Consider the following 23,686-nt stretch of genomic DNA (forward strand, 5'->3'; position numbering starts at 1 on the left):
ATGGTGACCGCGAGTTCGGCCTCGGCGACATCAACCCGAGCTTCTTCTTCTCGCCGAAGCAGCCGACGCACGGCATCATCTGGGGCATCGGGCCGACCTTCGTATTCCCGACCGGCACCGACAAGACCCTCACCAGCGGCAAGTACTCGGCGGGCCCGGCCTTCGTTGCCCTGGCGATCGAAGGGCCCTGGGTCGTCGGCGTCCTCGCCAACAATGTCTGGTCCTTCGCGGGCAAGAGCAACCGCAGCGCGGTCAATGCGATGACGCTCCAGCCCTTCGTGAACTACAATTTCCACGGCGGCTGGTATCTGACCTCGTCTCCCATCATCACCGCCGACTGGGAAGCCGGCCACGGCGACCGCTGGACGGTGCCGATTGGAGGCGGTTTCGGGCGCGTGTTCAAGATCGGCCATCAGGCCATCAACGCGCAGCTTGCAGCCTATTACAATGTCGCAAAGCCCAGCGGCGGCGCCGACTGGCAACTCCGGGCCCAGGTGCAGTTCCTGTTTCCGAAATAGCCCGGCGAACACGCCGCATCGAACGTTCAACCCAGTACCGTTCTGGTTAGGGCTGCACCATGGCAGCCGCGACTGGTTCGGCCCATTCCTCACTCCCCCTCGCATGGTTTCGCGAGGCTAGCCCAGCAGGAACCGATACCCGCTTGCAATCAGCAGGCCGCGCGCCGGCAATCCTTTTTGATGAGGCAACGCTTCCCCGCGGTTATTGCTGGCCAAGGCCGGAATAATAGGCAGCAATCATCGCGATCTCTGCGCTCGTCAGCTGGCGAGCGATGGAGCGCATTTGCTCCCTGATGTCATTGCGGCGGCTCTCCGTGGCAAAGGCCTGCAGTTCCTGTTCGAGATAGGCACGCTGCTGGCCTCGCAGGCTCGGAGCGCCAATCGTCAAGCCGAGCGGTCCGTGACATGCCGCACAGGGCGCCATGYCTCGCCGGGGATCGCCGACTTCGATCAGGGTTCGGACGTTGGAGGTCGCTGGATCGCTCTTTTCCGGAGGCCCGGCAACGGGGAGCGAGAGCGACGCAAAGTGCTTCGCGAGATCGAAAACATCCTGCTCCGACAGGGATGAGACGAATACTCCCATTACCACCGGGTTGCGCTTGCCGCTCCGGTAATCCGCGAGCTGCTTGTAGATCGCGTCCGCGCTCTGACCGACGAGATTTGGGAAGGCCGCGTCAGTGCTGATGCCGTTCAGGCCGTGGCAGTTGTTGCAGTTGACCGCAAGCGCTGCACCGCGCGCCGCGTTACCTTGCGCAAGCTGCTGTCGCGTCGAGGCGGTCCAGGCAACCGTCGAAGCGGGCTGTGCGGCTATCGCGACGGGAGCCCGCGCACTTGCGTTGGGCAGGCCGACTGCACGGCAAATCACGCTCCAGAGATCGAGACCTTCGGCGCCCCTCTGGACGGATGGCAACCATATGAAGCCGATCAGCACCGCGACGATGAACAGCGCGACGGTGGCGCTGATCCATACGGCGAACCGGGAATCGCGCGATGCTTGGCGCCCCCCGCTGCTCATCGTACCTGGCTCGAATAGGCAGGAACGCTCGTCCTGTTCAGGAAAAGAAACTGGGCCAGTGGATAGCCATAATTTGCGGCGGTCAGGGCCACGACCAGCAGCGTCCAGACCCCGAAACTGTTCAGGGATTTGGGCAATCGGAGAGGAGGATTGACCGCAAGGGAAAATCTCAGCGGCGGGATCGCGGCTTTCGGCGCACGATGAGATGCGACCAGCACGCCCACGAGCAGCATCGCCGAGACCACAAGAATGAAGCCGCCGACCGTCGACACGCTCACCCAGATCGCCTGAGGCGCGAGTGCAGAATTGGTGAAGTCGAAATAGGCCATGCGCCGCGGCTGTCCCATGACACCGACCAGATGCCAGGGTAGCGTGACGACCATCATGCCGACGAACCAGGTCCAGAGCTGCAGCCGGACGAGATGCGGCGATGCGAGCGGGCGACCGGTCAGGCGCGGCCAGAGTTCATAGGCAATCGCGAAATACATGATCACGATCGCCCCCCCGTAGATCAGGTGGAAATGCCCGGTGACCCATTGGGTGTTGTGGATCGTCAGGTTGAGCGCATAGCTCATGTTGATCAGGCCGCTGGCCCCACCCATGCCCAGCATGACCAGCGAAAGCACCGAAGCCAGCACCAGTGGGCGGTCCCATGGCAGAACGGCGATCCAGCCGAAAAGACCGCGCCCGCCCCGCAGGCGGCCCGCGATTTCGAGAGACGCGCAAATGGTGAAAATCGTGAGCAGCGTGGGGACCGCCACCATTCCCGTGAAGACCGCATGGAGAAACTTGAAGCCGGCACCGATCTGCGGATCGGCGAAGAGATGATGAAGGCCGATCGGCATCGCGAAGATCAGCAGTTGCAGGAAGGCGATCCGGCCCATCTTGTCGCTGTAGAGCCGGCCGCCGGCGGCCTGCGGCAGCAGCACGTAGAAGGCGATATAGGTGGGGATCAGCCAGAAGTAGACGATGGCATGCAAGGTCCAGGAGAACAGCAGACGCGCAAGGGCGGGGTCGATCGTGTCCGTCCAGCCGAAGGCATTGGGCAGGATCAGAAAGACGATCTCCGCCCCGACTCCCAATGACGTCCAGGCCCAGAGCAATGCGCCGGCCGTGGTGGCAAACATCGCCAGCGGAACCGGGAGATCCGGATAATCACGCTTCCAGCGCCTGAAATGCGAGATCATCAGGCCGACCCAGATCMATGAACCGATCACCGCAATCAGGATGCCCAGGTAGTAATACGGGCTGCCCAGCAGCGGTGGATAGAAGGTGTAGAGAACAGTCGCCTTGCCGGCCGCCACGGTCGCGATCGCCAGCACGCCCCCGGCGATCACCAGTCCGAGAGACGCCCAGGCAAGCCGCGCCCCGTGCATCGGCCGGCCGAGCGACACCGCGCAGACCGCATAGCCAAAGCCCATCGCAACGAGCGTCGGGAAGACATAGGCGAGCGAGGTGCCGTGCGCCGTGACCGCCCGGTAGTAGAGTTCCGGGTCTATCCACCGATGCAGCGGGCTACGCACCAGCATCTGCCAGGCGCCGAGCGGAATCATGACGGCGAAGACCGCGAAGGCGGTCCAGAAATGGGCGAGCACGAGGCGGTTGCTACCCTGCACAGGACGCTCGCAATCTGCCGCCATAGGATCGGGCGAATTCGAGGCGATCGACGACCTTCACCCGCGCCCACATGCCCTGGTGCCCAACGCTGCAATATTCCTGGCAAGGCATCAGGTGTTCGCCGGGCCGCTCGAAGCGCGTACGCGCCTCGGAGACAAACCCGGGCACCACCATGCTGTTCACATTCGTGCCGGCGATCAGGAAGCCATGCACCACGTCGGGGCTGGTGACGCGGAAAACCACCCTGGTCTCGGTGGGAACGACGATGCAGGCCGGCACGAACGAATATTGCTCGGCGACGACGCGCACGACCACCGATTGATCCGCCACGACCTCGGTGCCCAGATTGGTCTCGACAAACTCCCCGGCGAGATGGAGGCGATCCGCATCGATCGTTTCGACATTCGACGGGGGTTGCACGGCCCAGTGCACGCCGTTGAACGTGATCACCGCAAGCACGAGGACCATGACCCCGGTGACGACCCAGGCCCATCTTCGTTCGGATTCGCCTGTCAGATCAGTCAACAGCGCCTCGCGGGAGATAGATGAACAGGAGGAAGGCGAACCAGATGACGAGGATGGCGGCCACCGCCAGGCCGGCAACGGCCATGGCGCCGCTCACGCCTTCTGCGGCGACCCTTCGGATTTCGTCGGGGCTGCCCACGATGGCGACGTTTTCACGCCGAAAAGCGGAGGAGACGTAGTCCTCTCCTTCGTGATCCTGTGCTTCCACGGTGCTCATCCCGCTATCTCGCTTTCGCCAGGCGCATAGCCGCCAGAACTTTGGCCGCTCTGAACGGCACCGATCGCAAGCGCACGCCGGTCGCGTCGAAGACCGCATTCGCTATGGCCGAGGGCACGACGGAAGTAGTCGGCTCGCCCGCTCCCCATGGCGCTTCGTTTGGCCGGTCGATCAGGTCGATCATGACCTGAGGGACGTTCGGAAAGGTCAGGATGGGGTAGCTACCCCAGTTGAGGCTCGTGACCGCACTGCGGCTGAAGGTGAGTTGCTCGACCAGCGTCCGGCTGATCGTCTGGACGACGTTGCCTTCGATCTGATTGCGCAGCCCGTCAGGGTTGATGATCTGGCCGCAGTCGTGAACGACGAAGACGCGATCGACCTTGATCCGGCCGTCCGACCAATCGACCGTCACATCGGCGACGATCCCGACATAGGTCCGGACCAGCTCGTATTTGGCGTAGGACACGCCCCGCCCCCGCACCAGCATGCCGCCATCGCGCGGCCGCGAGCCGCGCGGCTCCCACTGCGCGAGGTTCCGCAGGCTCTCGAGCAGCTCGAGCCCGCGCGGGTCCTTGAGATTCCGGGTGCGGATATCGAACGGATCGACAGCCGTTGCGGCCGCAATCTCGTCGAGAAAGCTCTCATTGCCAAACGTGTTCTGCAGGCGTGCAGGCGCGCGAATCCATGCCGCCGGGAGCGGCGTGTCGGCGAGCCAATGCGCGGTCAGCTTGCTGTTGGCCAAGGCATAGGGGATGCCGAGGCCCGGATTATACACCCCGGCTCCCGACCCGAATTTCGGCAGTTTCGCGAGAGTGGCCGCCAGGAGCGTCGCACCCGAGCGCTGCATCGGTCGTTCGCTGAGGAAGATGTCGGATTGCCAGCTGGCAATTCGGCCCTGATCATCAAGACTGGCGCGGTAATCGAGCAGGACCGGCGGCCCCTTCGGATCCCAGCCATGTTCGTCGCTTCGCATCCATTGCAACCGGACCGGCCGGCCGAGCAGCTTTGCAAGCAACGCGGCTTCGGACGAGCAATCATCGGCTCCGTTGCGGCCATAGCATCCTGCGCCTTCGACAAAGATGCAGCGCACGCGCTCCTGCGACAGTCCCAGCATGGTGGCGAGTTGCGACCGCAGCAGGTGGCTCGCCTGTGACGGTGTCCAGACAGTGAGAACACCATCCTTGAAATCGGCCACCGCGCAGGACGGGCCGATCGAGCCATGCGTATTGAGGGCCAGGTCGTAGGTCGCTTCGATTATTCTGCCGCTCGCACTCTCGTCGCCGGTCGTATCGCCGGTGTTCTGTAGGACCTCATTGCGGACGACTTTCGAGCTGCGAACATATTCGAACAGCCTGGCCTCGTCGGGCAGGCCTGCCCAGGCCGACCAGGTCGCGACGATCGCGGTCGATGCCCGGATGGCCGCCCATTCATTGCCGGCGACTACGGCCAGAAAGTCGCCCTTGCGGACCGTCCGCACATAGCCCGTGATCTTGCGGCAGGCGGCGTCGTTCCAGGCTTCGAGCTTGGCGCCGAGCGCCGCTGGATGAACCATCCGCGCGTGCAGCATGCCAGGCAACGTGAAATCCTGGATGAAGGTGAACCTGCCAAGGACTTTCGCGGGAATATCAAGGCGAGGCACGGGCGTGCCGACGATCGTGTAATCTTTCGGGTCCTTCAGCGCCGCGGCGGGATCGACCTTGATCGTCAGCCGACGTTCGCCGACCAGTTGGGCATATGACAGGCCCTGGCCGCCTTGCCGGGGCGTGATCACGCCGTCGCGCACCTCGAGCATGTCCTTGGCGACCTTGAGGCGAATTGCAGCCTGATCGAGCAATGCGGCGCGTGCGGTGGCCGCAGCACGGCGAATCTGCATGCCACCGTCCTGAATGGTCAGGCTGGCATAGGTGGGCCCCTGGTTGGGCGTGAGTTCGGTATCACCCTGGATCATCGTTACCCGGCCCATCGGGATGGACAGCTCCTCGGCCGCAATCTGGGCGATGGCGGTAAGCGCACCGGTGCCGAGCTCGACCTTCCCGGATTTGATCGTGACGAGCCCGTCGGCACCGATCGCGATGAACCCGCCGACTTCRTCTGCCGCGCCGCCGTTCGCCGCGGGTGGGGCTTGCGCCCATGACGGTGATCGCAGGGCTTCGAACGTTACGACGAGCGCTCCGCCATAGGTCAAGACTGCACGACGAGAGAGTGGCGCCCCGGAGATCTGCCCCCCCGCCCTCATGACATCTGCTCGGCGGCGCGCATCACGGCGCGCAGTATCCGGACATGTGTGCCGCATTTGCAGAGGTTACTCGCCAGTGCCAGTCGGGCCTGTTCCTCCGTCGGCCGCTTCGTGGTCGAAAGAAACGCGGCCGCCTGCATGATCATGCCGTTGATGCAGTAGCCACATTGGGCAGCCTGTTCGTCGATGAAGGCCTGCTGCACCGGATGCGGCTTTTCCGCCGTCCCCAGGCCTTCCAGGGTCACGATCTCGGCCCCGGCGACCGCCGAGACCGGCATGAGGCAGCTACGCAACGCTTCCCCGTAATAGTGCACGGTGCAAGCTCCGCACTGACCGAGCCCGCAGCCGTAGTGCAAGCCATGCAGGCCAAGCTGCTCGCGCAACGCGTAGAGCAACGGCATATTGGGATCGTCAATACTTAGGACACGTGCCTCGCCATTGACGGATAGCTTGATCGTGTCGGCCAAGGTGATTCTCCGCACATAGCTTTCCGTGTCGTCGTCAGAGCCCTCGTCTCATCATCGCCAGGCCGTTCGCCATCCATGACCGACGCGCAGCCACACCTGCTCCGCCGTGTCGCCGTCGTCCGGATTGCTCCAGCCGGCGATCATCAGGACAGGCGCGATTGCGGTCGCCGGCGCCGGAGAAGGTTGCGGCAAGGACAAGGCGATGGCGGGTGTGACGGCAGCCAGGCCTGCGCCCGCTACGAACCTGCGACGGTCGATCATCATGCGACGGCTCCATCGGTTTCGGCAGCACCGTGTCGTGCCAGCGACGACAGTCGGAACGCGGCCGTGGGGGCCCAGCGTCGACGCGCCGACGCGGCGATCGCGGCGGCGGCCTCGGTTTCGCCAGCGCCAATGGCGGTCTCATGAGCCTGCTCGAAGGCGCGTAGCGTCGGTCGGTTCTCGAGATTGATCCGCGACAGTTCGAAGGCTCTCCGAGCATCGCCACCGCTGCCGGCGTAGAACTCGGCGCCATGATCGGCAAAGGCCAGCAGATGCCTGGCGAGGAGCGCTTCGAAGCCTGAGCGTGCGGCGTCCAGATACGCGTCGGCCTCGCTGCGCCTCTCGTCGGAGACGGCCAGCGTATCGGCTAGGCGCCAGAGCACTTCGGGGTCGCCGCTTGCAATGGCGGGAACAAGAGTGGCTTCAGCTTCCCTCGTCCGGCCGTCACCGGCCTGGATTTCGGCCAGATGCACGCGGGCCTTCACATAGCAGGGCAAGCAGGCGACGGCCTTTCGGTACCAGCGCTCGGCGCGGGCCAAATCGGGTTCCGGCACGAGTTCGCCCCAGAGCACGCCGAGCTGGAAGCAGGCCCAGGCCACGGGGAATGGCGACACCTCGCGGTAGTCGCGGAGCGCCTGCCGGTAGATTTGGTCGGCGCCGGCAAAGTCCCCGAGATCGGCCAGCAGGGCGCCGAGCGCCACCTGATCCGGCAAGAGCCCGGATTGCTCCGCGATACGGCGCCGCTTCTCCAGCACCGCGTCCAGCGCGGTGCCGCAGGCCTGATCGATCGTCAGCAGTAGATTTTCCGCCGCTGAAGCCTCGCCGAGGCTCGCTTGCGCCACATGTCCCCGCGCCTCGGCAAAACGGTGCAGGGCTGACGCGACCTGGGCCCGGATCAATGCGGTCCGTGGCGACGAGGGGTCGAGCCGCGCCAGCAGATCGGCCAGCGTTTCCATGCGGTCGAATGCGGACAAGTCGCCCAGGAGTTGCGCCGTCAGTTGCTCATGTTCGAGTACGGTTTCGGAGACGCCCGTTCGTTGCGGATCCTGATCGAAACGCGTCCAGGAACGCAGGCGCGCGCTATTGAGATTAATCGCGGCGATCTCGCCGTCGGTGGTCTGAAAGACCACGTTGTCGGACTCTGCTTGCGCAATCATACCCCTGTCCTCAAAAGCGCGACTTGAGGCTATCGAGCCCGGTCTTGAACAGCGTCGACACGATCGTCTTGACGATAATCGTGCCTTGGCCGTTCGGAACGAATTGTGCGCGCCACTCGACGGTGCTGCCTGAGCCACTCGGCTTGACCGAGAGCATTCCCGTGTAATTCGCCACCGGCAGCCCTGCGATATTTGTATAGCGGTAGAATCTGGCCGTGCTGTCGCTTGCGTCGAGACGTTCGATGATCTGCTTGCCTTCCGTCGTCTGGATCGTGCGCAATTGGCCAACACCCGTGCCCGTCAGCACGATCTGGGCGACCAGCGGGTGCCAGGTGCCGCCGAATGGTCCGATCAAGTCCCAGATCCGGTCGGGTGGAGCACTGAGCTCGACGGTTTCCATGATGGTCTGCAAGTCGGTGTTGGGTGTGGCGAAGTAGGGGAAATTCCTGGTGCCGGGCTTCGTTGCCTTGGTCGTACCGCCCTGGAGGTGGGTGCGGTCGCGATTCACCAGCCAGGTCAGAAGCACATCGATGACATCGGCATCGACGGTGCGTCCGCCGCCGGTCTGATAGGGTTTTCCGTTCAGCGTGCTTCTTTCGATTTCGAAATGGCTCGTATCGGTGATCGGCTTCGCCACGTCGAACAGCATGAAGTCGTCGAGAAACATGCTGGCGTTGGATGCCAGCGCGGCCGGGGTCCAATCCTGCCTGCCGTCGCGCATATCCCAGTTGGCCAGGCTGTCCTTCAGGCGCTGAAGGAACAGKGGCTTGAGCGTTTCGTCGATCGCAAACGGTGTCTGCTGGTTCCAGAGATCGCGCAGATCGTCCACGCCGGCCAGCCCACCATTGTTGAGCCGGACATTGGTCTGTTCGGGACGGYCGACCCAATCGAGGCGTGGCGGTTCGTGCCCAACAAGAGCGCCGGCATGCGGCAACGGCACCGTCTCGGCGATCACTCCAAAAAGAGCCCCCCTGTCGGGATCGAGCACACGTTGCGTATCAAATTCGATAGCGATGCAGAGCACGTTGTCGTTGTACAGGAGGTTCTCGAACTTCCTCATGCCATCGCCCCCGAGCAGCCACGCGAGGATGAATGGATCAGACCGCACCCCCGCATAGACCCTGAAGACGCCATCGGGCGTGGACGCACCGCGCTCGTCGTTGACGACGAAACGAAGCGTCTGACCATCAGGCAGGGTGCAGGTGCCACGCTGGATCGGAGGCTGTCCGGCCGCGCCATGTTCCAGCGCGTCGAACCGACAGGAGAACCGGATTTCCGGGTCGCTCGTCTCGAATTTCGTTGCCTCGCCAACCCCGGCTACCTTCGCGCGACGAACCACGATTGCGAAGCCGACAGCATTGGAGAAGATCGCGTCCGCACCACAGGTCGGAAAGGCATTGGCGGCCAGCACCGTACGAGCCGGGTTTTCGGGGCTCGTGAACGCGAACAGGTCAGTGAGATCGGCCGAGGGGTCGCCGATCTGCCTCGGCCCATCGATATGATCGGACATCGCCCGGCTCCCGTTTACGCTGTCAAAACCTCGCGACCGCCCGGCCTGATGCCGGACGATTCCCCACGCGCCCCGAAGGTCACGGCCTCGGGGGAAGGCTGGCTTGCGCTGGGCCTCCGAACGGCGTCACGCGGCCGGGCTCCTCCGGAATGGATTTCAGGTACTCGACAAGCGCCCAGCGCTCCTGTTCCGCCAGCAAGGGGCCGATGATGCCGTTTCCGCGCGGCCCGTTCTGGAACGAGTGACCAGCGTTCGAATTCCCCAACAGTGACGTATCCACGAGGAAGGTCCCGGACGTCGCGGTGGTATCGAGGCCCACCTTGACGGGATCGAAGTCGCCGCCGAGGTAGAATTTCTTGGTGCGTTCTGCCGCCGGTATCAGCATCTCGTAGAGGTTGGGCACCGACCCGTTGTGCAGGAATGGCGGTGTAGCCCAGACCCCGTCCCGCGGAGCAGCCTTGTAGACATGTTCCGCCGGGCGTGGCGTAGGAAGCTCGCGATAACCGCGCAGGTCCAATAGCTGGGCTTCGGTGAGCTTGAGCTTTGCAATCGCCAGGCCGCGCACCTCGTCACCAATCAGTGCGTTCAACAGCATCGGCGGCAAGAACGGTTGGCCGCGGAATTCGGGGGGCAGGAATTTGCTCAATTCGCCGGTAAACGCCAGTGGCTTCGGCGCCTCGATCTGGGCCCTGTCGGTGCCTACATATGTCTGTGGAGTCAGTCCAACGAGGACGAATTGCTTCCCGTGTTTGTTCGGTTCGGTCCAGCGATAAGGCCAGGCATTATGGCAGCTCGCGCAAAGCTCCACGAACAAGCCCTTGCCCACCTTCGCTTTGTCACGGTCGATCCTGCCGAACACCTCTTCCGGCCAACTTGGCGGCGCCAGTCGTTCCAGTTGCTTCTCGACCCGCCCAAGATCGAGGATGGCTGCGTTGGACTGAAACAGTCCTTCGGCGGGAGATTTGGAGCTCAGGTCAACCGGCAGGTAGACGCCCAGCGTTTCTCCAAAATTGCGACCGATCGGATTCTGGGCGAACGCGCCCCACTGTGTCCATAATCCCTGCGGAGCGTTCCATAGGAACGGCGGTTTGACCGGTGCAATTGCCATCGCCCAGTTCTCGGGGATTCCCGGTAGTGTCGCGGTCGTGCGATTGATGATCAGCGAGAGCGCGTCCATGCGGCCGGGACCCCATGGGTGCGAAGTGCGGGACGTTCGGGTGGCATACTGATTCACCCGCTCCGCTTCGCTCTCAACCCGTTTGCGCAGCTTGTCCTTCCCGTCAGGGGCAGTGGCTCCGAGCCGCCCCGCCAAACGGTCGAATTTCGCCGCATCGGTCAAAGTCGCCTGCACCGCATCGTTCAGGCTCTGAATCATCCTCTGTATATCGAACGCGGTCGCGATGCCGCCATCAATGCGAATGGCCTTGTCCTTGTAGTTCAGCTGCCCCTGATGGCAGGCGGCGCAGGTCAGACCAGCATAATCACCAGCCGGCCAACCCTTTACGGTTTCAGAAACAGCGGTCTTGGTGACGCCGATCGGCAAGCCATCCCTGTTATTGGCGCTCGCGGATTGGGGGGTAAGTCCGTGGGCCTTGTTGTTCGCGTCGGATCGAAACAAATCCTGGCTGTTGGCGACTTCCAGGTTCAGATAAAGATCGTACGTAATAATCGCGGAACCCTGCGAGAAATTATAATACCACTCGCGATCTTCCTGCGACCAAGCTTGGTTGAGATAAACGACGGACGGGCTCGTCGCAGGCGGAGCAGCCTGCTGTGCGCTTGCCGATACTGCCAGACATGATCCAACGGCGAGCAGCGACGCGTAGTTTGCCTTTTTCATGCGAGCGCTCCTGAGGACTGGCTTGAGTGATCCGGCTGGGTGCCACCGCGCCTCGATGAGCGTCACACCGTGCCGGTCAGAAAGGCGATCCCGGTGCACGCGATGGCGGCGCCTGCGGCGCAGACGGGGACCGAGCCCCAGTTCCAGCGCGTCAGCAGGCCCATCCCGATGCCAGCGAGATGAAGCAGGCCTGTCGCGACAACGAAGCCGACGAAGAACGTTACCGCCTCCGCGGCGTCCGGCACCTCACGACCATGCGCATAGCCATGGAAGACGGCGAACGCCCCGACGAGACCGGCGGCGATCCAGAGCGGCGCGCGCACGGCGAAGGCGACCATCAGGCCAAGCACAAGCGCAGATGCTGCTATTCCGCTTTCGAAACCAGGCAGAGGAAGGCCAAGGACAGCGATCACCCCCCCCAGAACCATGACGAGGGGAAAGACGATCGGCAGGACCCAGATGGCCCGACCACTGAGGTAAGCGCCCCAAAGACCAACCGCCAGCATCGTTGCGACGTGGTCGAGTCCGGTCAGGGGGTGATGAAAGCCCTCGGCAAATCCAGCGAAGGCGCTCGCCTCCGTGTGCGCCAAGGCTGGCACGGCCAAGCCGATCACAAAAATGAGCGAAGACAAAACAAGACGGCGCAAAGCACATGCTCCTCAACCGGACGGAAGGGTAGGCTTGGACTTGCCTTGGCTAAGCCCGGCCAAACTAAGGGGGCGTCCCGAGGATTGTCGACCTGTCCCTTGGGCCAGTAGCAAGCACGATCGTTACCCCAGCGACTTTGACATCAGGCTCCTTTTCCCGCCCCCCCCAGCATGCGAGGAGAGACGATCCCGTCAGGTCTCCAGGAAGAACCGGATCATCTCGCGCGAGGCATCGGGGCCCGACACATCGGTGAAGCTTCCCGCCCCATCCCCGCCCGACCACGCATGACCGGCTCCCTGGACCAGCCAGTATTCCGTGGTGGCCGGACCATGGGTGGGTCCGACCAGCGTGCGGGTGACATGCCGGCCGTTGACGACGGCATCGGTCGTCAACTCCCCCAGCGCGCCATTGCGGGCGCTAGCCCGAGCAAACAGCGTCTCGCCATTCGAGGGGTGAACGGTGGCATCGGCCGTACCGTGGAAGATGATCTGCCGGGCGCCGCTTCCCGTCCCCCGGGATATCGGCTTCGCATTGCCCTTCATCGCCGCAAAGGCCGACATGACGTCGCTTGCGGCGCCATGGGGAAGGCCGGAATGGATGCCGGCGGCGGCAAAGATATCGGGATAGGTCGAGGACAGCACATCGGCCATCGCGCCGCCCGCAGACAGGCCGGCGACAAAGACGCGCGCGCGATCGATGCCAAACTCGGCAGCGAGTTCCTGGGCCAGGCCCGCGAGAGCCGCGGGCTCTCCCGCCCCCCGCCGCTGATGACGCGGATCGAACCAGTTCCAGCAGCCCTGGGCATTGGCCGAACGCGGTTGGTGGGGATAGGCGACGATGATGCCGAATTCGTCGGCGAGCCGGTTCATCCGGGTTCCCCGCGCAAAATCATCGGGATCCTGCGTGCAGCCATGCAGCATCACGACGAGCGCGAGTTCGCGCCCGGCATGATCCGCCGGCACGTAGAGCTTGTAGGCCAGAGCTCCGGCGGCGCTGCGAAAGCTGCAGGAACGAAAGCGCCCGTCCTCCTCTGCCGGGCCAGGCTGGCGACGCGCCGTGCCGGGCTGATCGGCGACGCGCGCCTGTACAGTCCGAAGCGATTGCAAGACGTCACCGAGGCGGCGCGGGACGATCGACCCGGCCGTCCCCGTCTCGTCGCCGCCGGGTTCTTGCGGGGGCTGAACAGGCCGCCCGGCGAGCGCCTGCTGAATGGCCGCAGTCGCGCCTGCAACATCGGCGCCTCTCAGACGTGTCATGGCTTCGCCCACAGCGGAGCGGATGCGGATGTTCATGTCGCTGTGCCTTTTCATGCCAGTCGGTCGGCCAGGGCGGCCTTGATTTCGGGGGCGGCATGGAGCGCGCCGAGCACGGTCAGTGAGGCAATCGTCTCCCGCGCGAGGTCCGGCGAGACATCCGCTTCGATGACGGCGAGGCCGAGGACGCGGATCTCGAGGCGTTCGCCGGCGGCCTTGGCCGCTTCGAGATCGCGCCTCGTGAAGACGCGCAGGCCCAGCTCGAGAGAGAGCCGCGTCGTCGCCTGCGCGGCGACATCGGCATGGGTCGCGAGTTGGTTTCGCACCGCAGTGCGAATGAAGTCCGAGCGGTTCGAATAGAACCCGTCCCGGACGAGCAGGTCGATGCGCCCGAGATCGACGAAGCCGAGATTGAGCGTGAGCTTTTCGCTATCGGGCATTTTMATCTGGTCATCCATATACCATCCATAGGGATGGTATATGGATGGAATTGGCCGAAGCACAAGGGCATCGGGCGCCCCCTGTGCGAGATCGAGCCAAAGAAACGGCCCCGGCAGCCTTGGCCGCCGGGGCCGGATCGGCCGTTCGCTCAGGCCGCCTTGGCAACCGCTGCGGAATTGGCGGGCCCGCCAAGCTGCGTCAGGGCCTTGTCGGTCCTGGTCTCCTCGGCAAGGGTCGCGTCGAGCAGCTTGACGGCATCCTTGTGGCCGAGCTGCTGCGCCCATGCCTTCAGAGTGCCGTAGCGCGCCATCTCGTAATGCTCGACTGCCTGCGCGGAGGCGACGAGACCCGCATCCAGAGCCGGGCTGTCAGCATAGTCCTCCATCACGGCTTTGCCCTCCTCGAGAATGCCGAGGATGGCATCGCAGGTCTTGGCGCGCGGCGCCTTGCCGATCAGATCGAAGACCTCGCTCAGGCGTTCAACCTGGCCTTCCGTCTCGGCCCTGTGCGTCTCGAACGCCTTCTTGAGCTCGGGCGAAGTGGCGACCTTGGCCATCTTCGGCARCGCCTTCAGRATYTGCTTYTCCGCGTAATAGACGTCCTTGAGCATGTCGTGRAACAGSTCRTCGAGTGGCTTCGGTGTTGTGGCCATCGGGTGTCCTCCAGCGATTTCAGGATAGCGCTGGCGAAACCGACGACGCAGCCATGTGTTCCACCCATCAGAAGTATTTATTTGCGGAACTCTCTGCCGGGGGTGCCGGTTGATACGACATCAGGACGTACAATCGCGAACCTGCGGAGAATTACCATGAAAAAGCTTCTCATCGCCTCTTTGATCGCCTCGACGACTGCTTTCGGAGCGCTTGCGCAGACCTCGACGACGTCGCCAATGCCGGCACCAAAGGCAGAGGCGGACAAGAACGCCCCGTTGCCGGGCGCAAACAGCTTCACCGAAGGCCAGGCCAAGAGCCGCCTTGAAGCCAATGGCTATTCGAACGTGACAGGCCTGAAGAAGGACGCAAACGGCGTCTGGAAGGGCACGGCCATGAATGCCGGCGCCAAGGTCGACGTCTCCGTCGACTATCGCGGCAACATCGTCCGCCACTGAGCGCCAGATCACTGAGCGCAGATCACTCGCCGCCGGCTCGCCCGGCGCCAGATCGCGCCTCCCGCTTTCTCAAAGCAAGAGAGTTGAACATGACCCGCACCATCACCCGTTCCTATGACAGCTATGAAACCGCTCTCTCGGTCGTCGAGCAACTCGAGGCCGCAGGCGTTCCCAGTCGCGATGTCAGCCTCGTCGGCCGACACAGCAAACCCGAGGAGAGCAATGCAGCCGAGGGCGCCGGGATCKGCGCCGGCGTCGGCGGCGCGGCCGGTCTGCTCGCCGGCCTCGGCATGCTCGCCATCCCGGGCATTGGCCCGGTGGTGGCAGCCGGCTGGCTCGCCTCAACCGCGGCCGGGGCGGTCGCCGGCGCGGCGGCCGGCGGGATCGTCGGGTCCTTTACCAGCGCCGGCGTCGACAAGGACGAGGCCGAATACCATGCCGAGACGGTGCGCCGCGGCGGCACGGTGATTGCGGTCAGGGCCGAGCCCGAGCACGAAGCCACCGTCGTCGCGATCATGGACGGAGCGACGCCGATCGATCGCTCCACCCGCGAGGCCGAATACCGCGCCGCCGGCTGGAGTCGCTTCGACGAGAACGGCACCGCCTATCGTCCGCCGGTCGTCTGAGGGCGGAACCGGAAACCCCGCGGCCTCGCCGCGGGGTTTTTCCGCGCATCCGCCGCCAGCGGGGACCACCCCGAACATGGCCATCACGCGGCCGTTCAACGCAAGGGAAGCAGGAGGAATGCCATGCCGACGCCAAGCGAACTGGAAGCAAAATTCTGGAAGGCCCTGAAGTCCGACATGACCGTCATGCTCGGCCTGGCCGGTTCCGAGCAGGGCCATACCCGCCCGATGACTGCGCAGCTCGAGGCCGATCATGGGCCCATCTGGTTCTTCGCCTCCCGCGACACCGAGCTGGTCAAGGCGCTGTCGGGCAGCAAGCCCGCGGCCTTCAGCCTGGTCTCGAAGGGCCATGACCTGTTCGTCTCGGTCGAGGGCGATCTCATGATCGACATGGACCGCCAGGTCATCGACCGGCTCTGGAACAGCTTCATCGCGGCCTGGTTCGAAGGCGGCAAGGATGACCCCAATCTCGCCCTGCTGCGCTTCGACCCGAGCAGCGCCGAGATCTGGGAGAACGCCAACAACCTGGTTGCCGGCATCAAGATGCTGCTCGGCGTCGACCCCAAGGACGACTACCGGGACAAGGTCGCCAAGGTCCGGCTGGGCTAAAGCATCGGCCCCAAAAGCCGATGCGGACACAAAAACCTAAAGCATCGGCCCGAAGGGTGGATTGCGGTTTTCGGGAAAGCCGATGCAAACACAAAGGGTTAGATCATCGGAGCGCGGCTCTCAGCGCGTTCCGATGCGCAGGCCGAAGAGTTTTGGGATCGCCGCTGCGGCGCTCATCGCGGAGCCAGCACGCTCGCCCCTTTCCTCGGCCTCCTCGCATCCAATGATGCCCCATCGCACCAGCCGGCCGCCGACGGCGCGGAACGGCTCGGGCGGAAGCGAGGGAAGGCTGCGGGTGCACAGCGGCAGGCTCGCCCAGTCGTCCCTGGCATTGAGGACCAGCGAGGCCAGGCATTGCCCGCCGATATAGGTCGGGTTCACGCCATGGCCGGAATAGCCGCAGCCATAATGGACGCGCGTGCCCGGCACGGTGCGGAAGAAGGGCAGCCGATCGGACGAGACGTCGATGCCGCCGCCCCAGATCTTGGCGATGCCGACATCGGCGAAGCCCGGCAGCAGCCTGCGCAGCCCCTTCTCGGCCCGAGCGGCCGAGGCGAGGTCGGTGGTCAGGCGCGGATCGCGGGCATTGCCGCCGAAGCTGATCGGGCCGGAGCCCGAGCCCATCAGGATGCGCCCGTCGACCGTCTTGCGGAAATAGTGGACGAACATCCTGAGATCCGCGAGCCCTTCATCGCGGGTCCAGCCCATTGCGGCGAGCTTCTCGGGCGCCGGATCGGTCATCAGCGCAAAGGAGGAGAACACGCTGACATGCGGCTTCACCTCCGGGCGCTTCGCCAGCTCGGTATTGGTGGCGAGCACGACCTCCCGGGCGATGATCTCGCCATCCGGGGTTCGCACGCGGCTCGGCGTGCCGGCATCGAGCGCGACCATCGGGGTGTTCTCGAAGACGGAAACGCCGGCATCGATCACGGCCCGCCGCAGTTCGCGCGCCAATCTGGCAGGCTGAACGGTTGCGCCCTCGGCCAGGTAGACGCCGCCGCGGAACACCGGCGAGCGGCAATAGGCTGCCACCTCGTCGGGCGAGAGCTCATGGGCCATATCCGGCACGCCAAGACGCCGCGCGGTCTCGACATACCCCTTGATCTTGGCATCCTGCGCCGGCGAGGCCGAGACGCGGATGCTGGCGCCGTCGCGCCACCAGACATCGCGACCGGGCGCCGTCGCGAAGGCGCGGATCGCGTCCTGGGCGCGGGCTCCGGAACGGGCGACCGCCAGCGCGCCGTCTGAGCCGATATTTACTTCCATCCCGGCAAGCGAGCCCCAATAGCCCGAAACCTTGCCGCCGTTCTTGCCGCTTGCCCCCGAGCCGCAGCGCGAGGCCTCGATCAGCGCGACCGAGAGCTGTGGCGCCCGCTCCTTCAAGGCCAGCGCCGTCCACAGCCCGGTGAAGCCCCCACCGACGATCGCCACATCGACCGTGATGCTGCCCGACAGCGGCGCTGAATCCGGCCGGCCTGCTTCAGCGCTCATGGCCTCGATGAACCACCAGGACGGGTCGCCGGGGACGACGCTCGGAAGGGCAGATGACTGAGGCATGGCGGACCGCTTGCGCTGGAGGACGCGAGGATTTGGGGACACGCGAAAAAAGTCCGCCGCGATCACGCGCGGCGGACGTTGAGGCTCAGACGAGGGCCTGGACCTGGATCTCGACGAGAATGTCGTCCGCAGCCAGGCGCGACTCGACGGTCGCCCGTGCCGGCGGCTGCTTCGGGTCGACCCAGGCTTCCCAGGCCGCGTTCATCTCGCTGAAGGTGCTGATGTCCTTCAGCCAGATGTTGCCGACGACGATGCGGGTCTTGTCCGTGCCGGCCATCGCCAGATAGGCGTCGATCTGGGCGAGGATATCGGCGGTCTGCTCCTTGACGCCGCCGCTGCGGTCCTTGGCGGTGAGGCCCGACAGGAAGGCAAATCCATTGGCGACCAGCACCTTGCTGAGACGGCCGGTGACTTCGTGACGCGTGATCATGTTTCCTCTGGGTCTGCTGGAATGGCAGGCGAAGGCGGCCTTGCCGGCCCCGCCTGATACGATCGCCCTACAGGTGCGATTCCCGGATATTGATGATCCAGATCAGCTTCGCCTCGCTCGCGGAGCGGTTGACGACCTGATGCGGAATGGTGCTGGGGAACTGGAAGCTGTCCCCCTCCCCGATTTCGAAGACCTCGTCGCCGATGCTGAGCTCGACCCGACCGGAGAGGACATAGCCGCCCTTGTCGCCGGGCCCGCTCAGGAAGCTGCCGCTCTCGGCGCCCGGCGGTACGGTGAGGATCATGAAGCGCAGCTCGTTGTTGTCGCGCGGCGACAACAACTCCTTGGTCAGTTGATTGGTGCCGACGACGATGCGCGGGCGATTGGCCTGGCGCCGGACATATTGCGACTCGCGGGCCGGTTCGGCCGCGTCGCTTTCCAGGAACGACCAGAGCGTGACGCCAAGCGCGGCGCGCAGCTTCTGCAGCGTACTGACCGACGGGTTGGAGGCGCCGCGTTCGATCTGGCTGATGCTGCCGGAGGAAACGCCCGCCTTCGCCGCCAACTCCAGGATCGTCAGCCCACGCTCGGCCCGCAGGGCTCGCAGCCGCTGCCCGATCCTCATGGCCTCGAGCTGCTCGTCGCTGTCGATGTCGGCGTTCTCGGCGGGCAGCACTGTATCCGGCATGGGGTCCCAGGGAAGCGATTGAAGGCCCGCAAACGATATGATGATGAAAATGCCCGCGCAACTATTTTGATGAAATTCCGATGATTTATAAAATTACCCTTTAAATACAACGCATTGCTTGTAATACCGGCCAAATTCCACAGACCGGAGCGCCCTCAGACCTTGACGCACGATATCATATGATGAAGATTTTTAGCCGAATGACGCCCATTATGAAAATGGGTTGCCGCTTGTGTTCATTATTATGATGATGCCTTTCAGCGCATTCGCTGAAAGCGGTTGCCTTGGGAGAGGGGAAGCACGATGCGAGACAGTCACGATCCACGGCGGTTTTCGAACTGGAACCTGAACCGGCGCGATCTCTTCGGCCTCGGCGCCGGCGCGCTTGCCGCGAGTTTCGGCTTTGCCGCACGAGCTCAGACGGCGACTAAGCCCACCGCCCCGCCGCCGGCCAAGCCGACCGGCGTCGTCGTGGTCGGGCTCTCGCAGGAACCGGTTTCCTTCAACCCGCTGATGCCGGGCGTCGAGGTCGACGAAGTCGTCTGGACCAGCGTTTTCAACTCGCTCTGGGTCGCCGAGCCCGATGGCACGCTGCGCCCGGATCTCGCTCTCGCGGTGCCGAGCGAGGCGAATGGCGGCATCTCGGAAGGCGGCCTCGCCTGGACCGTGAAGCTCCGCGACAACGTGAAATGGCATGACGGCACGGCCTTCACCGCCGAGGACGTCAAATACTCGCTGGAACTGATCAACACCGCCGGCTTCAAGGCGCGCACGCGCGTCGGCCATGCCTTCGTCAGGGATATCGTGGTCAAGGGCCCGCACGAGATCTCGTGGCGGATGGAGAAGGCCTACGCCCCCTATCTCGCGATGCTGGCGAACACGCATATCGTTCCCAAGCACATCCTGGGCAAGGCGGCGGACCCGAATACGGCGCCGTTCAACAATGCTCCCGTCGGCACCGGCCCGTTCCGCTGGGGCACGCGACAGCCCGGCGACATCATCACGCTCGTCGCCAATGAGAGCTATCACGGCGACGGCCCTTATCTCGAGAAGGCGGTTCTCAAATACATCCCGGACCTGACGGCGCTCTATGCCCAGTTCCGCACCGGCCAGGTCGACCTGGTCATCATCTCGGGCATTCCCGCGAATTTCTACCAGGAGGCGATCAAGCTTCCCGGCCGCAAGGTCGCGGTCGCGCCGAGCGGCAATCTCGAGATCATCATGCCGAATCTCGGCAACAAGGTCTTTGCCGAGAAGGCCGTGCGGCACGCGCTCTATGCGGCGATGGACAAGCAGGCGATCATCGACGCGATCTATTATGGCGTGCCGAAGCCGACGGAATCCTTCGCGCCGCGCGAATCCTGGGCGTTCAACCCCGCCCTCCCCGTCCAGCAGCGCGATCTTGCCCGGGCCAACAAGCTGCTCGACGATGCCGGCTGGAAACGTTCCGGCTCGGGCACGCGAATGAAGAACGGCGTGCCGCTCGAGTTTGCGGTCTCGACGACGACCGGCAACCAGCTGCGCGAGCAATGCCAGCAGCTGATCCAGCAGGATTGGCAGCAGGTCGGCGCCAAGATGACGATCAACAACATGCCGGCAGCGGTGATCTGGGGCGAGTTCTACGTGCGCTCCAAATTCGAGTCGCTGCTGGTCGGTACGACCTTCCGCACCGGCGTCGACCCCGACCCGGCCTCGCGCTTCGCCTCCGATGCGATTCCGGTGAAGGGTGGCAGCGGCGGCAACTACATGCAGTGGGAAAATGCCGAGGCCGATGCGCTGATGAAGGAAGGCCAGGAAACCTTCGATCAGGAGAAGCGCAAGGCGATCTATTTCAGGCTGCAGGAGATCGTCCGCGAGGAGCTGCCGATCCTGCCGATCTTCCAATACGCGCCGATCGAGGGCGTGAAGGAAGGCCTGATCGGCTATCGCCCCAATATCAACCAGCGCCAGAACGCCTGGAACATGGGCAGCTGGTACTGGGCCAAGTGATTGGCACCGAGCGAAGTGATTGGCACCGGGTGAAGTGATTGAACGGGCGAAGTGACATGAAGCGCGGAGCGGCCGGGAGAACGGCGCCATGATCGGATTCCTCCTGCGCCGCCTCGGCCAGTCGCTGCTGTTGCTGCTCATCGTCTCGGTGATCGGCTTCGCCATCCTGCACCTGGCGCCAGGCGGGCCGCTCTCGCAATTCGCCGCCGGTGGCGACATGACCCAGGCCGATCTCGACCGCATCGCGGAACAGCTCGGCCTGAACCGACCCCTCCCCGTGCAATATGCGGAATGGCTCTGGCGCATGCTGAGCGGCGACTGGGGCCGCTCCTATCGCGACCAGCAGCCGGTGCTGCACGTCATCGCCTCCCATATCGGGGCGACGCTGGAGCTGATGCTGACCTCGACGCTGCTCGCCATGCTGCTCGGCGCCTGGGTCGGCATCCTCGGCGCGATCAAGCGCTATTCGATCTTCGACTCGCTGGCGACGATCGGCGCGATGATCGCGCTCTCGATCCCGACCTTCTGGTTCGGGCTCGTCATCATCTATGTCTTCTCGGTCGGCCTCGGCTGGCTGCCCGCCGGCAACCGCTACACGGTGGGCGACGGCTCCTTCCTGAACCAGCTGCATCACCTGATCGGCCCCTGCATCGTGCTGGCGCTGGTCTCGACGGCRGTCTGGAGCCGCTACATGCGCTCCTCGATGCTCGACGTGATCAACCAGGATTACGTGCGCACCGCCCGCGCCAAGGGCGTGCCGGAGCGGACCATCCTGCTGCGGCATGTGCTGCGCAACGCGCTGCTGCCGATGATCACCATCACCGGACTGCATGTGCCGACGCTGCTGTCGGGCGCGCTCGTCACTGAGACCGTCTTCACCTGGCCGGGCATGGGCCGGCTCTTCCTCGATTCGATCAGCTACCGCGACTATCCCGTGGTGATGGGCATCCTGATGTTCTCCGCCATGCTGGTGCTGCTCGGCAGCCTGATCGCCGACCTGCTCTACGGCGTCGCCGATCCGCGCATCGCCGGAAGCCACTGATGAGCCGGATGTCACCGATGAGCGAGAGGCGCCCTTCATGAGCATGGCCGAACCGATGCTTGCGCCCGCCCCGGGCTTCTGGAACAGCCCGGGCATGCGGCGCTTCCGGCGCCACAGGCTTGCGGTCTTCGGGGCTGCGACCATCACCCTGCTGACGCTCGCCTGCATCGTCGGGCCGTGGCTGCTGCCCTATACCGACACCTTCATCGACATCCGCTCCCGCTTCGCGGCGCCCTTCTCGGGCCCGCATGTGCTCGGCACCGACCCGCTCGGGCGCGACATCCTCGCGCGGCTCCTGATGGCGGGCCGCATCTCCCTCGCCGTCGGCTTTTCCGCCATGGCGATCGCGATGGCGATCGGCGTCGTGGTCGGGCTGGTCGCGGGCTTCTACGAGGGGGCCCTGGGCGCCGCGCTGATGCGCTTTGTCGACGCGATGCTGTGCTTCCCCTCGATCTTCCTGCTGCTGGCGGTCTCGGCGCTGATCCAGCCCTCCGTGCCCTCGATCGTGCTGCTGATCGCGATGACCTCCTGGATGGAGGTCGCCCGCGTCGTCGAGGCGCAGATCCGCTCGCTCAAGACGAGGGAATTCGTACAGGCCTCGGTCTCCTTCGGGGCCAGCAGCAAGCGCACCATGTTCCGCGTCCTGCTGCCCAATGCGGTCGCGCCGATCGTGGTTGCGGCCACGCTCAATGTTGCGCACGCGATCCTGGCCGAAAGCTACATCTCGTTCCTCGGCTTCGGCATCCAGCCGCCGACGCCGAGCTGGGGCAACATGCTCGAAAGCGCGCAGAGCTACCTGACCAGCGCACCCTGGCTGGCAATCATCCCCGGCGCCGCGATCACGCTCGCCGTGACCTCCTTCAACTTCATCGGAGATGGACTACGCGACGCACTCGATGCGCGGCAGGCTTGAGACGCCCATCAGACGGCCGCTCGAAAGCGCGGAGCGCGAGCCAGGGCTGCGCCGGCTTAACGCCGCGCCCGACATCGCCGGTCTCGCCGCCCATGTCCGCCGCCGCCTGCCGAAGCTGGCGCCCGCTTGAAGCCGGCCGCGGCCTGTTCCGAGCCTGCCCTCGCAGCGCGGGCAAAAGCCGCCCTGCCCAATAACAGATTTTGCCCCTCCATTTTTCGCAGGCACGCTTCCCGGACGGAGACGTCGCTCAGTGCAAAGTGGTCATGCCATGCATTTCCAGAGCTTCGACCACGCCGTCGAAAATCAGGCCGCCCCCGATCGCGGAAACAAAGAACCCGACAATGCGCGTGATCGCGTCGATCCCCATCGGGCCGATTCTTTGCGTGAGCTTCTCGGCATAGATCAGGCAGATATAGGTGGTGAACATCGTTGCCAGGATTGCCGCAGAAATGGCGATGAACGAGAGGATTTCCTTGGATGAATCCTTGATCGTCGCGGTCATCCCGATGATCGTGGCGATGCCGCCGGGACCGAACATGATCGGCATCGCCAGCGGCACGAAAGCGATGTTCGCTTCGCCGGTATCGGCGCCCGAGAGACCCAGATCGTCGCCAGATTTCTTCGGCATGAACAGCTCGAAGCCGATCTTCATCAGGATGATGCCGCCGACGACCCGCACCATGCTGAGCGGAACGCCGAAAATCCGGAGCAGGAGCGTTCCGAAAATGAAGAAGAAGAAGCAAAGCAGCAGCGCGTAGACCGAGGCTTTCAGGGCGACCGTGCGGTGCGTTGCGTTATCCTTGCCGGACAACAGCTTGAGGTAGACCGGCAGGACCTCGAACGGATTGATGATGGCAAGCAAGGTCGTGAAGGTGCCCACGAAGAGAGAAAGCTCGGTCCTCATCCGCATCTCCCCTTCCGATTGCGTGTGCGCGCAGGCCTCTCTTGTCAGGAAATTGCTCCCGGTCGGCGTCCCTGCCGCGCGTTGTCACCTCGAGAACGTCGGCCCGCCGCCAGGA

Annotated in this window: 24 protein-coding genes and 1 pseudogene; 7 read left to right on the forward strand and 18 right to left on the reverse strand. The window is 64.4% G+C overall.

Annotated features, from left to right (window positions below; all coding sequences use genetic code 11):
• Positions 1-518 (forward strand): annotated as a pseudogene (locus tag AC1DJT_RS15895) (outer membrane protein); the annotation flags it as partial.
• A gap of 202 nt (positions 519-720) precedes the next feature.
• On the opposite strand, the gene AC1DJT_RS15900 reads toward AC1DJT_RS15895, so the two are convergent.
• From AC1DJT_RS15900 to AC1DJT_RS15965, 14 genes are all read right to left on the reverse strand, one after another.
• Positions 721-1,533: a c-type cytochrome gene (locus AC1DJT_RS15900; RefSeq protein WP_476834404.1), complete on the reverse strand. Its 813-nt coding sequence runs from the start codon at positions 1,531-1,533 to the stop codon at positions 721-723.
• A complete protein-coding gene (locus AC1DJT_RS15905) occupies positions 1,530-3,149 on the reverse strand; it encodes a cbb3-type cytochrome c oxidase subunit I (protein WP_476834405.1) in 1,620 nt (539 codons plus the stop codon). The genes AC1DJT_RS15900 and AC1DJT_RS15905 overlap by 4 nt, the downstream gene beginning before the upstream one ends.
• Positions 3,139-3,675, reverse strand: coding sequence for a cupredoxin domain-containing protein (locus AC1DJT_RS15910; protein WP_441493118.1), 537 nt, complete (start codon positions 3,673-3,675; stop codon positions 3,139-3,141). The genes AC1DJT_RS15905 and AC1DJT_RS15910 overlap by 11 nt, the downstream gene beginning before the upstream one ends.
• Entirely contained in the window at positions 3,668-3,883 is a 216-nt protein-coding gene (locus AC1DJT_RS15915; RefSeq protein WP_476834406.1) for a hypothetical protein, read from the reverse strand. The genes AC1DJT_RS15910 and AC1DJT_RS15915 overlap by 8 nt, the downstream gene beginning before the upstream one ends.
• 13 nt (positions 3,884-3,896) lie before the next feature.
• Entirely contained in the window at positions 3,897-6,128 is a 2,232-nt protein-coding gene (locus AC1DJT_RS15920) for a xanthine dehydrogenase family protein molybdopterin-binding subunit (RefSeq protein WP_476768650.1), read from the reverse strand.
• On the reverse strand, positions 6,125-6,595 hold the full coding sequence (locus AC1DJT_RS15925; RefSeq protein WP_441493121.1) for a (2Fe-2S)-binding protein: 471 nt from the start codon (positions 6,593-6,595) through the stop codon (positions 6,125-6,127). The genes AC1DJT_RS15920 and AC1DJT_RS15925 overlap by 4 nt, the downstream gene beginning before the upstream one ends.
• A gap of 51 nt (positions 6,596-6,646) precedes the next feature.
• Positions 6,647-6,859 carry a twin-arginine translocation signal domain-containing protein gene (locus tag AC1DJT_RS15930; protein WP_476768651.1) on the reverse strand — a complete coding sequence of 71 codons (213 nt, stop codon included), beginning with the start codon at positions 6,857-6,859 and terminating at the stop codon, positions 6,647-6,649.
• On the reverse strand, positions 6,856-8,013 hold the full coding sequence (locus AC1DJT_RS15935; protein ID WP_476768652.1) for a hypothetical protein: 1,158 nt from the start codon (positions 8,011-8,013) through the stop codon (positions 6,856-6,858). Before AC1DJT_RS15935 ends, AC1DJT_RS15930 begins: the two co-directional genes overlap by 4 nt.
• A gap of 10 nt (positions 8,014-8,023) precedes the next feature.
• A complete protein-coding gene (locus AC1DJT_RS15940; RefSeq protein ID WP_476834407.1) occupies positions 8,024-9,523 on the reverse strand; it encodes a DUF4331 family protein in 1,500 nt (499 codons plus the stop codon).
• Positions 9,524-9,602: 79 nt separating this feature from the next.
• A complete protein-coding gene (locus AC1DJT_RS15945) occupies positions 9,603-11,363 on the reverse strand; it encodes a di-heme-cytochrome C peroxidase (RefSeq protein ID WP_441508427.1) in 1,761 nt (586 codons plus the stop codon).
• Between the two features lie 62 nt (positions 11,364-11,425).
• Positions 11,426-11,977, reverse strand: a complete 552-nt coding sequence (locus tag AC1DJT_RS15950; RefSeq protein ID WP_441508436.1) for a HupE/UreJ family protein — start codon at positions 11,975-11,977, stop codon at positions 11,426-11,428.
• A gap of 225 nt (positions 11,978-12,202) precedes the next feature.
• Complete coding sequence (locus AC1DJT_RS15955; RefSeq protein ID WP_441508426.1) at positions 12,203-13,267, reverse strand: extracellular catalytic domain type 1 short-chain-length polyhydroxyalkanoate depolymerase; 1,065 nt, start codon at positions 13,265-13,267, stop codon at positions 12,203-12,205.
• 50 nt (positions 13,268-13,317) lie between these two features.
• Positions 13,318-13,722: a CopG family transcriptional regulator gene (locus AC1DJT_RS15960; protein ID WP_476834408.1), complete on the reverse strand. Its 405-nt coding sequence runs from the start codon at positions 13,720-13,722 to the stop codon at positions 13,318-13,320.
• A 131-nt stretch (positions 13,723-13,853) separates the two neighbouring features.
• Positions 13,854-14,357 carry a YciE/YciF ferroxidase family protein gene (locus AC1DJT_RS15965; RefSeq protein ID WP_476834409.1) on the reverse strand — a complete coding sequence of 168 codons (504 nt, stop codon included), beginning with the start codon at positions 14,355-14,357 and terminating at the stop codon, positions 13,854-13,856.
• A gap of 156 nt (positions 14,358-14,513) precedes the next feature.
• Here AC1DJT_RS15965 and AC1DJT_RS15970 point away from each other — a divergent pair, with 156 nt between their 5' ends.
• The 3 genes from AC1DJT_RS15970 (at position 14,514) to AC1DJT_RS15980 (ending at position 16,048) form a co-directional block, all read left to right on the forward strand.
• The gene (locus AC1DJT_RS15970) at positions 14,514-14,813 is read left to right on the forward strand and encodes a PepSY domain-containing protein (protein WP_441493128.1); all 300 of its coding nucleotides are present in this window, start codon (positions 14,514-14,516) and stop codon (positions 14,811-14,813) included.
• Between the two features lie 89 nt (positions 14,814-14,902).
• Positions 14,903-15,439 carry a hypothetical protein gene (locus AC1DJT_RS15975; RefSeq protein WP_476834410.1) on the forward strand — a complete coding sequence of 179 codons (537 nt, stop codon included), beginning with the start codon at positions 14,903-14,905 and terminating at the stop codon, positions 15,437-15,439.
• Positions 15,440-15,562: 123 nt separating this feature from the next.
• The gene (locus AC1DJT_RS15980) at positions 15,563-16,048 is read left to right on the forward strand and encodes a pyridoxamine 5'-phosphate oxidase family protein (protein ID WP_441508424.1); all 486 of its coding nucleotides are present in this window, start codon (positions 15,563-15,565) and stop codon (positions 16,046-16,048) included.
• A gap of 120 nt (positions 16,049-16,168) precedes the next feature.
• Here AC1DJT_RS15980 and AC1DJT_RS15985 read toward each other — a convergent pair whose 3' ends face one another.
• From AC1DJT_RS15985 to AC1DJT_RS15995, 3 genes are all read right to left on the reverse strand, one after another.
• Complete coding sequence (locus AC1DJT_RS15985; protein ID WP_441508423.1) at positions 16,169-17,605, reverse strand: NAD(P)/FAD-dependent oxidoreductase; 1,437 nt, start codon at positions 17,603-17,605, stop codon at positions 16,169-16,171.
• Between the two features lie 85 nt (positions 17,606-17,690).
• A complete protein-coding gene (locus AC1DJT_RS15990) occupies positions 17,691-18,035 on the reverse strand; it encodes a RidA family protein (RefSeq protein WP_069881941.1) in 345 nt (114 codons plus the stop codon).
• A gap of 67 nt (positions 18,036-18,102) precedes the next feature.
• Complete coding sequence (locus AC1DJT_RS15995; protein ID WP_441508422.1) at positions 18,103-18,723, reverse strand: helix-turn-helix domain-containing protein; 621 nt, start codon at positions 18,721-18,723, stop codon at positions 18,103-18,105.
• A 303-nt stretch (positions 18,724-19,026) separates the two neighbouring features.
• Here AC1DJT_RS15995 and AC1DJT_RS16000 point away from each other — a divergent pair, with 303 nt between their 5' ends.
• From AC1DJT_RS16000 to AC1DJT_RS16010, 3 genes are all read left to right on the forward strand, one after another.
• Positions 19,027-20,712, forward strand: coding sequence for a peptide ABC transporter substrate-binding protein (locus AC1DJT_RS16000; RefSeq protein WP_476768656.1), 1,686 nt, complete (start codon positions 19,027-19,029; stop codon positions 20,710-20,712).
• Between the two features lie 88 nt (positions 20,713-20,800).
• Positions 20,801-21,754, forward strand: a complete 954-nt coding sequence (locus AC1DJT_RS16005) for an ABC transporter permease (RefSeq protein ID WP_441493134.1) — start codon at positions 20,801-20,803, stop codon at positions 21,752-21,754.
• Positions 21,755-21,791: 37 nt separating this feature from the next.
• Positions 21,792-22,667: an ABC transporter permease gene (locus tag AC1DJT_RS16010; RefSeq protein WP_441508420.1), complete on the forward strand. Its 876-nt coding sequence runs from the start codon at positions 21,792-21,794 to the stop codon at positions 22,665-22,667.
• A gap of 247 nt (positions 22,668-22,914) precedes the next feature.
• Here AC1DJT_RS16010 and AC1DJT_RS16015 read toward each other — a convergent pair whose 3' ends face one another.
• Positions 22,915-23,571, reverse strand: a complete 657-nt coding sequence (locus tag AC1DJT_RS16015; protein WP_441493136.1) for a MarC family protein — start codon at positions 23,569-23,571, stop codon at positions 22,915-22,917.
• Positions 23,572-23,686: the final 115 nt, after the last annotated feature.

The organism is Allobosea sp. 05T422_2, assembly GCF_056396265.1.

Bases quoted from the DNA above. Each gene is read 5' to 3' on its own strand.
- AC1DJT_RS15945 (WP_441508427.1), bottom strand. From the start codon at position 11,363: ATGAAAAAGGCAAACTACGCGTCGCTGCTCGCCGTTGGATCATGTCTG.
- AC1DJT_RS16015 (WP_441493136.1), bottom strand. From the start codon at position 23,571: ATGAGGACCGAGCTTTCTCTCTTCGTGGGCACCTTCACGACCTTGCTT.
- AC1DJT_RS15995 (WP_441508422.1), bottom strand. From the start codon at position 18,723: ATGCCGGATACAGTGCTGCCCGCCGAGAACGCCGACATCGACAGCGAC.
- AC1DJT_RS15930 (WP_476768651.1), bottom strand. From the start codon at position 6,859: ATGATGATCGACCGTCGCAGGTTCGTAGCGGGCGCAGGCCTGGCTGCC.
- AC1DJT_RS15935 (WP_476768652.1), bottom strand. From the start codon at position 8,013: ATGATTGCGCAAGCAGAGTCCGACAACGTGGTCTTTCAGACCACCGAC.
- AC1DJT_RS15955 (WP_441508426.1), bottom strand. From the start codon at position 13,267: ATGACACGTCTGAGAGGCGCCGATGTTGCAGGCGCGACTGCGGCCATT.
- AC1DJT_RS15980 (WP_441508424.1), top strand. From the start codon at position 15,563: ATGCCGACGCCAAGCGAACTGGAAGCAAAATTCTGGAAGGCCCTGAAG.
- AC1DJT_RS15990 (WP_069881941.1), bottom strand. From the start codon at position 18,035: ATGATCACGCGTCACGAAGTCACCGGCCGTCTCAGCAAGGTGCTGGTC.
- AC1DJT_RS16000 (WP_476768656.1), top strand. From the start codon at position 19,027: ATGCGAGACAGTCACGATCCACGGCGGTTTTCGAACTGGAACCTGAAC.
- AC1DJT_RS15985 (WP_441508423.1), bottom strand. From the start codon at position 17,605: ATGCCTCAGTCATCTGCCCTTCCGAGCGTCGTCCCCGGCGACCCGTCC.
- AC1DJT_RS16010 (WP_441508420.1), top strand. From the start codon at position 21,792: ATGAGCATGGCCGAACCGATGCTTGCGCCCGCCCCGGGCTTCTGGAAC.
- AC1DJT_RS15970 (WP_441493128.1), top strand. From the start codon at position 14,514: ATGAAAAAGCTTCTCATCGCCTCTTTGATCGCCTCGACGACTGCTTTC.